This window comes from Microbacterium sp. UBA3394, from assembly GCF_002358725.1.
In the GTDB taxonomy this organism is placed as follows: domain Bacteria; phylum Actinomycetota; class Actinomycetes; order Actinomycetales; family Microbacteriaceae; genus Microbacterium; species Microbacterium luteum.
On the sequence record NZ_DEPK01000089.1, the window covers coordinates 1 to 13,336 of the forward strand.

Genomic DNA, 13,336 nt, shown 5'->3' on the forward strand with positions numbered 1-13,336 from the left:
CCCCGCACCCACTTCGATCAGGACGATCTCGACGAACTGATCCACAGCGTGCGCGAGTTCGGCGTCCTGCAGCCGGTCGTCGTCCGTGACACCGGAGGCGGAAGCTATGAGCTCATCATGGGTGAGCGCCGCACCCGAGCGGCCCGTGCCGCGGGACTCACCTCGATCCCTGCGATCGTCCGGGAGACCGCCGACGAGCACCTGTTGCGGGATGCGCTCCTGGAGAACCTGCACCGGTCGGAGCTCAATCCCCTGGAAGAAGCCTCCGCCTATCAGCAGCTCCTCGACGACTTCGGCATCACCCAGGAGGAGCTCGCCACACGGATCGGTCGTTCCCGTCCGCAGATCAGCAACACGATCCGTCTGCTGAAGCTCCCGGTGCCGGTGCAGCAGCGCGTGGCGGCCGGCGTGCTCAGCGCTGGACATGCTCGCGCGATCCTCTCGCTCGACTCCCCCGAGTCGATGCAGAGGCTCTCCGACAAGATCGTGAACGAAGACCTCTCCGTGCGCGCCGCCGAGGCTGCGGCGAAGACCACGGACGCGGGCGCCACGAAGAGCGTCAAGCCGCAGGCCGGCGCCCGCAAGGCCTACCTCGACGAGGTGGCCGAGCGACTCGGTGACCGCCTCAACACGCGTGTCAAGGTCAGCCTCGGTATGCGAAAAGGCCAGATCAGCATCGATTTCGCCAGCATCCAGGATCTGAATCGTATCCTTGAGGACCTCGGCGAGAACGGATACGGCGCGAGCTGAGAAACCGACCTCTCCACAGGATGGCACGCAGAATGCCCGTATCGGACACGCGGCGTACCCTGGATGGGTGACCCACGACGAGAGCACCCCGCGGCGAGCCAGTCTCGAACTGCTGCGCGCGGAGGCAGCGGACGAGTTGTCCGTGCTCGTCGATGAGCGTTTGCACGGCGGTGAGGACCCGTGGGACTTCATGGAAGACCTCCCGACGGTCGATGAACTCGTGGTGCTCACCCTGCGTGCGGAGAACATCGCAGCAAACGGAGGCGTCCGCCCCTCCCAGGCCCGGCACTACCGGGTGCTGCGGCAGATCGCTCTGGATTACCCGCCGCTGACCAAGGCGGTGTGGCGTCTGCTCGGCGAGGAGAAGCACCGCCGGTGGGATGCCTCCGCCCACGCCGACGCATCCTGACGACCTCCCCCACCGAGACCCTCGGAACAGAAGAAACCCCGCCGGCCTGGAGGCCAGCGGGGTTTCGACGTCTCAGGACGCGGAGGTCAGGTGAGGAACTCTGCGAGATCCTGCTCGAGAGCGAACTTGGGCTTCGCGCCGATGATGGTCGACTTGACCTCGCCGCCCTGGAAGACCTTCATCGCCGGGATGGAGGTGATCTGGTACTTCATCGCGAGGTCGGGGTTCTCGTCGACGTTCAGCTTCAGCACGGTGATCTTGTCGGAGTTCTCCGACTGGATCTCATCGAGCACGGGCGAGACCATGCGACACGGGCCGCACCACTCTGCCCAGAAGTCCACGAGCACGGGGCCGTCGGCCTGCAGGACATCCTGCTCAAAGGTCGCCGACGTGGTCGCCTTGGCGGTCATTTCCACTCTCCTTCTCAGAAATCTTGCGTCTATCGGATCAACGTGCGACGGCGGGGGAATGTTCCGCGGCTGCGAGCGGCTCCTCGTCATCCGCGCCCGGGCGGTCTTCGATCGGGTCGGCCGTGGCGTCGGGTGCGCCGGCTTCACCGAGCGATGCGAGGTAGTGCTCCACGTCGAGGGCGGCGACCGTTCCGCTGCCGGCCGCGGTGACGGCCTGGCGATAGGTGGGGTCGATGACATCACCCGCGGCGAAGATCCCGGGGACCGAGGTGCGGGAGGAGCGACCGTCGACCCAGACGGTGCCGGCCTCGGTGAGGTCGAGCTTGCCGTGCACGAGGTGGGTGCGGGGGTCGTAGCCGATTGCGACGAACAGGCCCTGGAGCGCGAGCTCGCGGCGGCTGCCGTCGACGGTGTCCTCGAGCACGACGCCGGTGACGGCATCCTCGCCCAGCACATCGACGACCTCGGCGTTCCACACGAACTCGATCTTGTCGTTCCTGAAGGCGCGCTCCTGCATGATCTTGGATGCACGAAGCTCGTCGCGACGGTGGATGACGTAGACCTTCGACGCGAACTTCGTCAGGAACGTCGCCTCTTCGATCGCCGAGTCACCGCCTCCCACGACCGCGATCTCGCGCTCGCGGAAGAAGAACCCGTCGCACGTCGCGCAGTACGAGACGCCGCGCCCGGAGAGGCGCTGCTCGCCCTCGACGCCGATCTTGCGCGGGGCGGAGCCGGTCGCAAAGACGATCGAGTCTGCCTCGAAGGACTTTCCGCTGCCGAGCGTGACCTTCTTGCTGCGCCCGGCGACATCGAGGTCGACGACGTCGTCGTACAGCACTTCGGCGCCGAACTTCTCCGCCTGCTCCTGCATCTTCGCCATGAGCTCGGGACCCTGGATGCCCTCCGGGAACCCGGGGAAGTTCTCGACCTCGGTGGTGTTCATGAGCTCGCCACCGGCTTCGACCGAACTGGCGACCACGAGGGGCTCGAGGTTCGCACGCGCGGCATAGATCGCCGCCGTGTAACCCGCGGGACCCGAGCCGATGATGATGACCTGACGCACTGCGCCTCCTTCGTTGTTCTGCCAGCCGTGACAACACATGGTAACGGCCCGGAATTCCCCGCAGGTGAACGGCCTCGCGCCGGACGAGCAGCAGGTCGCGTCAGCGGCCGCCGGGGAGGAATCGCCGCACGAGGCCGAAGGCGCCGTGCAGCTCCGGGGCGCGCAGCACGGCGAGCATCCCCACATAGACGACGAGCACGCCGAGGCCGATGATCCCGGTGCCGACTGCGGCGAGGAGCGGGTTCGAGGTCGTCCACCCTGCGGGGCCGCCGAGAAGCAGGTACACCCCCCACCCCGCGGCCGCCGCCGGGAGCGCCGCGAGAGTGAAGCGCGCGAGCGAGAGCATCCACTCCGCGACCCGCAGCCCGCCGAGCCGGCGCTGCAGCAGCCAGGTCGCGAGAATCACCTGCACGACGGAGGCGAGCGACTGCGTGAGGGCGACCGAGGAGGCCAGCTGGGGGAGCGCGATCACGCCGACGTCGACGAGGGCCGCCGAGACGAGCGCGCCGGTGACGACGAGGGCCACCTGAACGAGGGTGAAGAAGAATGGCGTGCGGGTGTCGTCGTACGCGTAGAACGTGCGCTGGATCACGAACAGCACCGCCAACGGCACCAGGCACACGAGGAAGGCCAGAAGCACGGGGGCCGCCTGCAGGGCGCCGGCCGCGTCGGTGGTGAAGATGCGGCTGGCGGGCACCGCCGCGACGGCGAGGGCGGCGGTGGCGAGCACGACGAACAGCCCGAGGGTGCGGATGCTGCTGACGATGTCGTCGCGCACCTCGACATCGCGCCCGGCGGAGGCGTGCTCGCTGAGCCGCGTGTAGTAGGGCGTTCCGATCGACAGGACGATGATCGAATACGGCAGCATGAACAGCAGCCACGCGTTCTGGAAGGCGAAGACCGACGGACCGTCGCTCGAGGCCTCGGACAGCACCCGGGTCTGCACGAGTCCCGCGACCTGTCCGGCGAGCATCATGAGGAAGGTCCACCCGGCGAGGCGGCCGATCTGCGCGAGACCGACGCCCTTCCATCGAAAATCCGGCCGGACCCGCAGCCGGGCGGAGCGCCAGAACACCAGCAGAAGGGCCGCCTGCACCACGATGCCGGTCGTCGCCGTACCGGCCAGCAGTGCGATCATGTCGGGCGTCCAGCCGGCAACCTGGGTGACCGGACCGGAGAACAGAGCGATGAAGGCCAGGAAGCCGGCGATCGAGACGATGTTGTTGACGATCGGGGCCCACGTGAACGGGCCGTAGACGCGTCTTGCGTTCAGAGTCTCGCCGACCAGCGCGTAGAGACCGTAGAAGAAGATCTGCGGCAGGCACCAATACGCGAAGGCGGTGGCCAATGCGGTCTGAGCGGGGGTGTAGTCCGGCGCGTACAGCTGGACGAGCCGTGGTGCGGCGGCGGTGGCGAGGGCCGTGGTGACCAGCAGGCCGACCGTGCCGAGCGTGAACAGCTTCGACACGAAGGCGCTGCCGCCGTCTGTGTGGGCCGCCGCCTTCACGATCTGCGGCACCACCACGGCGCTCAGCAGCCCCGCGGAGATGATCGCGTAGATGTTGTTGGGGAGCTGATTGGCGACGGCGAACGCGTCGGCCGCAGCGCTCGGCACCGAGCCGACGGCGGCGACCAGCACGACCGTGCGGAGGAGACCCGTCAGTCGCGAGACCACGGTGCCCGCACCGATGAGCACGCTCGCGCGGCCGATGCCGCTCATCGATCGTCCCGCGGTGTCGCGGATGCCGGGTCTTCGGCATCGTCCTCGTCAGCCTCGAGCGCCAGGCCCTCGCCGTCGCCGTCGCCGTCGGTCGCGGCGCGCCGGCGGTGGCGGATCGTCCGCACAAGGCCGATCACGAGGAGACCCCCGACGAGGACCGCCAGAACCGTGATGCCGATGCCCTCCCATTCGGCGCGCACGTAGACCTCGGCGCGTTCGGTGGACCCGATCTGAACGCCGGCAGGACTGCGGAGATCGAGGGCGACATCGACCTCACCGTTGCCGATGCGCGCCTGCACGGGCACCTCGATGCGGGTGTTCGACGCGGGACTGGCCACGACGGTGACGGCGTCTTCCACATCGAGGCGCAGATCCTCGGGCTGGGAGTAGAGGGTGAGGTTCACCGGGTACGGGAGGTCGTTGCGCACCCAGACGGGAAGCGTCGACGACGAGCCGAGCAGCTGGACGGTGCTCGGCGGGAGCAGCCCGACGGAATCGATCGTCTCGATCGTGCCCTGCCGCTGCGCCGAGACGGCGGCGGGCCACGACTCGTCGCCGCGCCAGGCGTTGCCGAGCACCTGGAGGATCTCGTCACGGTTCGGTCCGGTCAGCAGCTCCGGGTCGTCGAGCACGGTGGCGAAGCGAGCGAGAGCGTCTTCGTCCGCATGCATGTCCGCCGCGGCATATGCCCGATCTTCGTCGGGCACACCGGCGACGAGCTGCACCGGAGCCGGGTCGTGGGCGACCAGTCCGGCGAACGGGGATGCCGCGGTCGACGGCGCCTGCGTGGCGGCGAGCACCGCCGCGCGCAGGGCGAGACGAGAGCGCTCCGTCGACGCACGGTCCACGGTGACCAGAAGCGGTTCCTCCCCGGCGTCTTCGGCGGCGAAGTGCAGGTAGGCGCTCGCGGCGGCCAGCGGCGCCGCTCGGAGGGTCGTGTCGCTCTCGGCCGAGGCGGCATTCAGCTCGCGGGAGATGTCGGTGTCGTACACCAGCAGCTGCGTGTCGGTGGCGGATGCGCGGGCCGGCACGGTCGCACCGGTGCCGGTCACGAGCGCGGACTCGGTCAGGATGAGCGCCGACGCGTCGTCGTCTCCGTTCGCCTCAGCCAGCGCATCCGCCACCAGCGAACCGCCGGTGCCGGTCGCGGGCCAGTACACGCGCTCGTGCGAGGCATCCACCGACAGCAGCTCCTCGAGGGAGGGGGTCCCGAGGCTCTCCGCGTCGGTGTCGGTCTCGTCGGACGAGGACTCGGTCGGCGTCGGTGTGGCCGACTCCGACGGCTCGACGGTCTGCTGCTCGACCGGTGCGGCGAAGTCCTCGTCGCGCATGAGAGCGGTGAGAGCGCCGGGTTCGAGGAGTGCCTCGAACCCGGCATCCATCTGTGCCGCGACGTCGGCGTCGCCGTACTGCAGGGCAAACCGCGCGTTCGGCAGAGCGTCGAGCTCGGTGAGCCACGCGAGGGCGGACTCGGGGGCGGAGGTTCCGAGGAGCCGGATCGACGCGAGGATCGCCGGATCGATCGCGAGCACGACCGGGGTGCCGGCCACCGCATCCAGCTGTGAGGACAGCGACCCGCCTTCCGCGGTGAGCTCCTCGAGCTGCGCGGCCGTCAGCACCGGCGTCCCGATCGCCGGAGCGGTGATCGGGACCACGACGGTCAACGGGGTCACCTCGCCGTCGTCGGGCACGGTCACCGCGCTGCGCACCTCGACCGAGTCGTCGCCCCGTGTGAAGGTCGCGGCGAGCGGGTACACACCCGGTTCGCGGTCGGCGAGGGCATCGTCGTCGGCGTCGATGGTCAGGCGCGCCGTCTGCTCCGCGCCGGAAAGGGTCGCGCCGAACGACGTCGTGCCGATCTCATCGGTCTGCGCCGACGAGTCCCCGGCAAGCCACGACGACAGTGAGGTGCGGCTGGCCAGGGCGTCGTCGGACAGGCCGAGGGAGACGTCGACGCCCTCGGCGGCTTCGAGCGTGCCGTTGTTCACGACGAACGACACCGTGAGGGAATCGCCCTCATCGACGATGCCGTTCCCCGCCGGTGCCATCGCATAGGTGACCTCGCCGCTCAGCACCGGCGCATCGGTCGCGTCGGGCTCGGGGACGACGGGTGCCCCCCACGCGGCCGTCGGTGCGAGCGCGACGGCGCCCGCGAGCACGGCTGCGGCCGCTGCGCGAGGGGTGCCGCGCCACGGGCGGTGAACGGCGCGCGAGAAGGAAGAGGTGTCGGTCATGGGGAACTCCCGTGCGACGCATGACCGCACGATCGGTGCGATTCTACGGTTCGCCCCTGCAGAGACCTGGGAGCCGGGCCGTGTGACGCCGCCCGCGGTCGCAACGCGGTTGAATGGGCGCGTGCTGCCTGAACCGGATGCCGCCACCTGCGCTGCCCTCGCCGATGACCTCCGCGGGGCCGGCTTCACCTCGGAGAACCTGCGCGCAGCGTGGGGCGCGACCGCCGACGACGCGACCGGCCGGGAGCTGAGGGCGCCCGCGATCCGCGCGCTCGGAGCCCGCACCGACCCGCTCGCCGTGCTGGGGCGCCTGCTCGTGCTCGGCGTGGCCCAGCCCGCCTCCGACGTCGCCGCTGCGCTGCCGACGTGCGGCGTCGACGGGCTGCGCCGCCTCGGCCTTGCGGTCGACGTCGCCGGCGGCGTCGAGCCGGCGGCGCTCATCCGGCCCCAGTCCTTCCACGACGACGCCGGCGAGGGCGAGTGGTGGGTGGCGAGCGACCTCGACGAGATGGCGCTCGGCGGTCCGCTCCCCGAAGATCACGTGCTCGGCGTCGGCGGGGCGTCGCTCACGCTCGCGGCGATCCAGATGCCGACCCCCGCCCGCCGGGTGTTCGACCTCGGCACCGGATGCGGCATCCAGGCGCTGCGTGCCCGTCGCTTCGCAGACGGCGTCGTGGCCACCGACGTGTCCGAACGCGCGGTGCGCTTCACCCGCCTGAATGCGCTGCTGAACGGCTGCGACGGCGTCGATACACGGGTCGGCAGCCTCTTCGAGCCCGTCGCCGGCGAGCGGTTCGACCGGATCGTGTCGAATCCGCCGTTCGTCATCACGCCTCGCGCGGCGGGGGTTCCCTCCTACGACTACCGCGACGGCGGTCTCGTCGGCGACGCCCTCGTCGAGGCGGTCGTCGCCGGAGTCGGCGACGTGCTCGCGCCCGGCGGCGTCGCACAGTTCCTGGGCAACTGGGAGACGCGCGACGGCGTCGACGGGCTCGAGCGGATGCGCGCGTGGGTCGAGGCGTCGCCGGTGCCGCTGGATGCGTGGGTCGTCGAGCGCGAACAGCTCGACCCCCTCGCATACGCCGAGCTGTGGATCCGCGACGGTGGAACGGTGCCGACCAGCGATCGCTTCGGGGAGCTCCTCGCCGCGTGGCTCGACGACTTCGAGCGGCGCGGGGTGACGGCGATCGGCTTCGGATCCGTGCTTCTGCGCCGTGCCGAGGTGCCGACGCTGTCGCGTTACGAGCGCATCGGTACGGCGCCCGGCGGCGGTGGCCTGGGCGGGCACATCGCAGCCTGCCTCGCGGGTCACGACCGCATCGCCGAGCTCGACGACGAAGCCCTCGCCAGCCGGGTGCTGCGCACCGCATCCGATGTGTCCGAGGCCCGTCATCATCGGCCGGGGGCCGAGGATCCGAGCGTGATCGAACTGCGTCAGGGCGGCGGATACGCGCGCGTGATCGAGGTCGATCCGGGCCTTGCCGCCCTCGTCGGTGCGTGCGACGGCGACCTCGCGGTCGGGGTGCTCATCGATGCGATCGCCCATCTCATGGAGGTGGATGCGCACAGCCTGCGCGATGATCTCCTCCCCCGGGTGCGCGAGCTGGTGCTCGCCGGCTTCCTCACCGTCGTCGACTGATCGGGCCCGCGAGTCGGATCGGTAGGCTCGAGACCATGCTGAACATGGCCGAGGGTGTCGTGCGCCTCGGCGCGCTCGCCGAATCCCCGATCGTCGCGACGCTCGCCGACGCCTTCGCGAAAGCGGGCCGCGAGCTGGCGATCGTCGGGGGTCCGGTGCGCGACGCGCTGCTCGACCGCACGGTGCACGACCTGGACTTCACCACCGACGCGCATCCGGACGAGATCCTGAAGATCGTCACGCCGATCAGCACGGCGCAGTGGGACGTCGGGCGCGAGTTCGGCACGATCGGCGCGCGCATCCGCGGCGAGCAGGTCGAGGTGACCACCTACCGTGCCGACAGCTACGACGGCACCACCCGCAAGCCCGTCGTCGCTTTCGGCGACAGCCTCGAGGGCGACCTCGTGCGACGCGACTTCACCGTGAACGCCATGGCCATGCGCGTTCCCGAGCGCACCCTGATCGACCCCACCGGCGGCGTCGAGGATCTCGTCGCCGGGCGTCTGCGCACGCCGATCGACCCGCGCGTGAGCTTCGGCGACGATCCGCTGCGCATGCTGCGCGCCGCGCGATTCGCCTCGCAACTCGAGTTCGAGGTCGACCCCGCCACCACCGAGGCGATCACCGCCCTGCGCGAGACGCTGAGCATCGTCAGCCCCGAGCGCGTGCAGGGCGAGGTCGTGCGGCTGCTCGCGACCGACGACCCGGTGCGCGGCATCCGCCTTCTCGTCGACACCGGGCTCATGGGCGAATTCCTCCCCGAAGTGCCCGCGCTGCGGCTCGAGGTGGATGAGCACCATCACCACAAAGACGTCTACGAGCACTCGCTCACGGTGGTGAACCAGGCGATCGCGCTCGAGAAGACGCGGCGCCCGGATGCGGTCCCCGACGTCGCGCTGCGCCTCGCGGCCCTGCTGCACGACATCGGCAAGCCGGCCACGCGCCGGCTCGAACCCGGTGGCGGGGTGACCTTCCATCACCACGACGTCAAGGGTGCGCGGCTTGCCCGCAAGCGCCTGCGCGCGCTGCGCTTCGACGCGGCGACGACGGCTGCGGTGTGCCTGCTCATCGAGCTGCACCTGCGGTTCTTCGGCTATGCCGAGGGGGCATGGACCGACTCCGCCGTGCGCCGCTACGTGCGTGACGCGGGCGATCAGCTGGAGCGGCTGCACATCCTGACGCGGGCGGATGTCACGACGCGGAACAAGCGGAAGGCGAACCGGCTGCGCAGCGCCTACGACGACATCGAGTCGCGGATCGCGGCGCTGCGCGAGCAGGAGCAGCTCGACGCGATCCGGCCGGACCTCGACGGCAACGACATCCAGCGCATCCTGCGCATTCCGCCGGGGCGCGACGTGGGCGCCGCCTACCGGTTCCTGCTCGACCTGCGCCTCGACGAGGGCGTGCTCGGTGCGGATGAGGCCGAACGCCGCCTGCGCGCCTGGTGGGACGCGCGCGCCTGACGGCTGCGTTTCGTCTCGCTTCGCTCGCTCAACGACCGGGGGTGCGGGGCGGGGCGTTTCGTCTCGCTCCGCTCGCTCAACGACCGGCGGGCGACCGGGGGTGGGGGCGTTTCGTCTCGCTCCGCTCGCTCAACGACCGGGGTGGGACGCCCCCTTCCGGTCGTTGAGCGAGGGAGCGGAGCGACCGAGACGAAACGCGGGCGTCAGGAACCGTTCGGCACGACGACGGCGCGACCGCGGACGGTGCCCTCGTGCAGCTTCGCGTAGGCCTCGACGGCGTCGTCGATGCCGAAGCGCTCGACGTGCACGCCGACGGCGCCGGTGCGGGCGAGTTCGAGCACCTCCTTCAACTCCGATCGCGTGCCCCAGTACGGAGCGCGGACGGCCGCGCCCATCGGCGTCGAGAAGAAGCCGGTCGCGAGGGTGCCTCCGCCGATGCCGACGATGTGGATGTAGCCGTCGGTCGCGACCACGTCGCGGGCGAGGTCGAGCGTCGGCTGCGCGCCGACGAAGTCGAAGACGGCCGATGCGCCCAGCCCGCCGGTGAGCTCGCGCACGCGCTCCGCGGCGTTCTCGTCCGAGATCACCGTGTGGTGCGCGCCGACCTCCTTGGCCAGTTCGAGCTTCTCGTCGCTGACGTCGAGGGCGATCACGTTGGCGCCGCTGATGGCGCGGATGATCTGCACGCCGACGTGGCCGAGGCCGCCGACGCCGATCACCACCGCCGTCGAGCCGGGGCGGAGCTTGTGCTCGGCGGCCTTGATCGCGTGATAGGGCGTCAGCCCGGCATCCGTCAGTGAGACCGTCTCGACCGGGTCGAGGTCGCCGAGCGGCGTCAGGTGCCGCTTGTCGTCGACGATGACGTATTCGGCCATGGCGCCGGGGGCGCCGAGTCCGGGAGGAGCGATGCCCATCTCGGCCGCGTGCGGACAGTAGTTCTCCGCACCCTGGGAGCACGCGTGGCACTGGCCGCAGCCCCACGGCCCGTAGATCGCGTACGACCCGCCGACCTCGATCCCCTCGACACCGTCGCCGAGCATGTCGACGACGCCGACGCCCTCGTGACCGAGGGTGAGGGGCAGGCCGTAGGTGTACTGGTCCTCGGGAAGGTCCATCACGAACCAGTCCGAGTGGCACAGACCGGCGGCGGTCACCCGCAGTCGGATCTGCCCGGGGCCAGGCTCGGGCGTGTCGATGTCGACGACTTCCGGTCCTTTTCCGATCTCGCGATACTGCACAGCTTTCATGGGTCCTCCTCATGCTCGGGGTCGAGGGACGCTTTCAGCCTGACACCGCCGGAATCGGCGCACCAGGGGGATGACCGGCGCCGTCGTGCGACCTACACTGGCCCTACGCTCCCTCATCGCCGATCGGAGCAGGATGACTTCTGCGTGGTCGCGTCAGCGCGGGGTCTCGCCGGAGACATCCCGTCTGCTCATCGAGCGCGCCCACGAAGAACTCGTCGCCGGCAACCGGGGTGACACGCGCCTCGCCGACGTGCGACCGCTCGTGCGGGACTCGTGGGAGCGTTCGCTGGCGAGTCTCGTCGGTGCCGAGGGGCTTCCGCCGATGGCGCTGTCCCGCGAAGAACTCGAGGAGTATCGCCGCGCGCATCCGCTCGCGACCGTGATGGACATGATCCGCGGACTCCTGCTGCCCGGCGAGACGAGCGAGTCGGGTGTCGTCGTCGCCGTGGGAGACGCATCGGGCCGACTGCTGTGGGTGGAGGGCGACCTCGACATCCGCCGCCGCACCGGCGAGATGGGCTTCGTCGAGGGCGCGAACTGGGCTGAGGATGCGGTGGGCACCGCCGCTCCCGGCACCGCCCTGCGGCTGGACCGGTCGGTGCAGATCCGCGGCGCCGAGCACTACAACCGGCTCGTGCAGCCATGGTCGTGCACCGCTGCGCCGCTCCACGACCCCGAGACGCGCCGTCTGCTCGGCGTCATCGACGTGACCGGCGGCGCCGAGGCCGTGACGCCGCAGGCGCAGCTCCTCGTGGACGCCGCCGCCCGCGCCATCGAGAGCGAGCTGCTCGTGGCGCGCCTGCGCCGGCGCGCCGAGGCCCCGAAGCGCCGGGCGAGCCGCCGCGCCCCCGTGCGCGCGACGCTCCGGGTGCTCGGTCGGGACCGCGCCGTGCTCGAGACCGGCGGCGCGAGCGACCCGACCGCATCCGTCCAGCTGAGCGCCCGTCACGCCGAGATCCTCCTGATGCTCGCCACCCACCGTGCGGGGCTGTCCGCCGAGAGCCTCGGCGAGCTCGTCTACGGCGACGGCGCGACCGAGTCGCTGCGCCCCGAGATGGTGCGGCTGCGCAGAGTGGTCGAGTCCGTCGCCCCGGCGCTGGTGCCGGCATCCCGCCCCTACCGACTCACCGTCGACCTCGACACCGACGCGCAGCACGTCGTCTCCCTTCTCGACCGCGGGGCCCACCGCGTCGCGCTCGCCGCCTACGCCGGCGCGGTGCTGCCGGACTCGGTGGCACCCGGAGTCGAGCAGGTGCGGGCGTCGGTGAGTGCGGCGCTGCGTGAGGCGCTCATCGAAGACGCGAGCGTGGATGTGCTGCTCGCCTACGCCGACACCGACGAAGCCGCCGACGACGCGGAGGTGCTGCGGCTGTGCCTGGAGCTCCTGCCGGCCCGCTCCCCCAAGCGCGCTGGCGTCGTCGCGCGTCTGGACCGCCTCACGTCATGAGGGTGCAACCGGATGCAACGTAGCGCCGCCTAGCGTCGACGGCATCGCGCGACAGTGTTCGTCGCGCAGCCAGTCGAAGGAGACAGGACTATGACCATCGTTGAAGAAGGCGTCTCGAGCGTCTACGCGGCTCCGGGCCAGCGGGGAGCGCTCGCCGACTATCGCGCACGCTACGGCCACTACATCGGCGGAGAGTTCGTCGAGCCGGTCAAGGGGCAGTACTTCGAGAACATCTCGCCGGTCACGGGCAAGCCGTTCTGCGAGGTCGGACGGGGCACCGTCGAAGACGTCGACCGTGCCGTCGAGGTGGCGTGGAAGGCGTTCGAATCCTGGAAGCGCACCACGCCCGCGGACCGGGCCGTCATCCTCAACAAGATCGCCGACCGCATCGAGGAGAACCTCGAGAAGATCGCCGTCGCCGAGACGTGGGAGAACGGCAAGCCGGTGCGCGAGACGCTCGCCGCCGACATCCCGCTCGCCGTCGACCACTTCCGCTACTTCGCCGGTGTGCTGCGCGCTCAGGAGGGCTCGCTCAGTCAGCTCGACGATGACACCGTGGCGTATCACTTCCATGAGCCGCTCGGCGTGGTCGGGCAGATCATCCCGTGGAACTTCCCGATCCTCATGGCGACGTGGAAGCTCGCCCCGGCGCTCGCCGCCGGCAACTGCGTCGTGCTGAAGCCCGCCGAGCAGACTCCGGCGAGCATCCTCTTCCTGTTCGAGATCATCGGCGACCTGCTGCCGGCGGGCGTCGTGAACATCGTCAACGGGTTCGGCATCGAAGCCGGCGCCCCGCTCGCGCAGCACAAGCGCATCCGCAAGGTCGCGTTCACGGGCGAGACCACCACCGGCCGCCTCATCATGCAGTACGCCTCGCAGAACCTCATCCCGGTGACCCTCGAGCTCGGAGGGAAGTCGGCGAACGTGTTCTTCGAGGACGTCGCGCGCGAG

General features: G+C 70.5%; 11 protein-coding genes. 6 read left to right on the forward strand and 5 right to left on the reverse strand.

Annotation, left to right across the window (positions count from 1 at the left end; all coding sequences use genetic code 11):
* The coding region (locus tag B4E30_RS05320; RefSeq protein WP_286793854.1) for a ParB/RepB/Spo0J family partition protein at positions 1-750 on the forward strand (750 nt) is incomplete at its 5' end.
* 67 nt (positions 751-817) lie between these two features.
* On the forward strand, positions 818-1,159 hold the full coding sequence (locus B4E30_RS05325) for a tryptophan synthase subunit alpha (RefSeq protein ID WP_071044209.1): 342 nt from the start codon (positions 818-820) through the stop codon (positions 1,157-1,159).
* An 86-nt stretch (positions 1,160-1,245) separates the two neighbouring features.
* On the opposite strand, the gene trxA is transcribed toward B4E30_RS05325, so the two are convergent.
* From trxA to B4E30_RS05345, 4 genes are all read right to left on the reverse strand, one after another.
* On the reverse strand, positions 1,246-1,569 hold the full coding sequence (gene trxA, locus B4E30_RS05330) for a thioredoxin (RefSeq protein WP_071044208.1): 324 nt from the start codon (positions 1,567-1,569) through the stop codon (positions 1,246-1,248).
* A gap of 37 nt (positions 1,570-1,606) precedes the next feature.
* A complete protein-coding gene (gene trxB / locus B4E30_RS05335; RefSeq protein WP_286793857.1) occupies positions 1,607-2,635 on the reverse strand; it encodes a thioredoxin-disulfide reductase in 1,029 nt (342 codons plus the stop codon).
* Positions 2,636-2,735: 100 nt separating this feature from the next.
* Positions 2,736-4,355 (reverse strand): murein biosynthesis integral membrane protein MurJ, encoded by a 1,620-nt coding sequence (gene murJ / locus B4E30_RS05340; protein ID WP_286793859.1) that lies wholly within the window; start codon positions 4,353-4,355, stop codon positions 2,736-2,738.
* Entirely contained in the window at positions 4,352-6,589 is a 2,238-nt protein-coding gene (locus tag B4E30_RS05345; protein WP_286793861.1) for a DUF6049 family protein, read from the reverse strand. Before B4E30_RS05345 ends, murJ begins: the two co-directional genes overlap by 4 nt.
* 121 nt (positions 6,590-6,710) lie before the next feature.
* Between B4E30_RS05345 and B4E30_RS05350 the strand changes: the two genes are divergently transcribed.
* Positions 6,711-8,228 (forward strand): DUF7059 domain-containing protein, encoded by a 1,518-nt coding sequence (locus tag B4E30_RS05350; RefSeq protein ID WP_286793863.1) that lies wholly within the window; start codon positions 6,711-6,713, stop codon positions 8,226-8,228.
* A 35-nt stretch (positions 8,229-8,263) separates the two neighbouring features.
* Positions 8,264-9,691: a CCA tRNA nucleotidyltransferase gene (locus B4E30_RS05355; RefSeq protein ID WP_286793865.1), complete on the forward strand. Its 1,428-nt coding sequence runs from the start codon at positions 8,264-8,266 to the stop codon at positions 9,689-9,691.
* 203 nt (positions 9,692-9,894) lie between these two features.
* Here B4E30_RS05355 and B4E30_RS05360 read toward each other — a convergent pair whose 3' ends face one another.
* Positions 9,895-10,938, reverse strand: a complete 1,044-nt coding sequence (locus tag B4E30_RS05360; protein ID WP_194384117.1) for an NAD(P)-dependent alcohol dehydrogenase — start codon at positions 10,936-10,938, stop codon at positions 9,895-9,897.
* A 133-nt stretch (positions 10,939-11,071) separates the two neighbouring features.
* Between B4E30_RS05360 and B4E30_RS05365 the strand changes: the two genes are divergently transcribed.
* Together B4E30_RS05365 and B4E30_RS05370 are read left to right on the forward strand one after the other, a co-directional pair.
* Positions 11,072-12,385 carry a GAF domain-containing protein gene (locus tag B4E30_RS05365; RefSeq protein WP_286793867.1) on the forward strand — a complete coding sequence of 438 codons (1,314 nt, stop codon included), beginning with the start codon at positions 11,072-11,074 and terminating at the stop codon, positions 12,383-12,385.
* A gap of 90 nt (positions 12,386-12,475) precedes the next feature.
* A partial coding sequence (locus B4E30_RS05370; RefSeq protein ID WP_286793869.1) for an aldehyde dehydrogenase family protein occupies positions 12,476-13,336 on the forward strand: 861 nt, incomplete at its 3' end.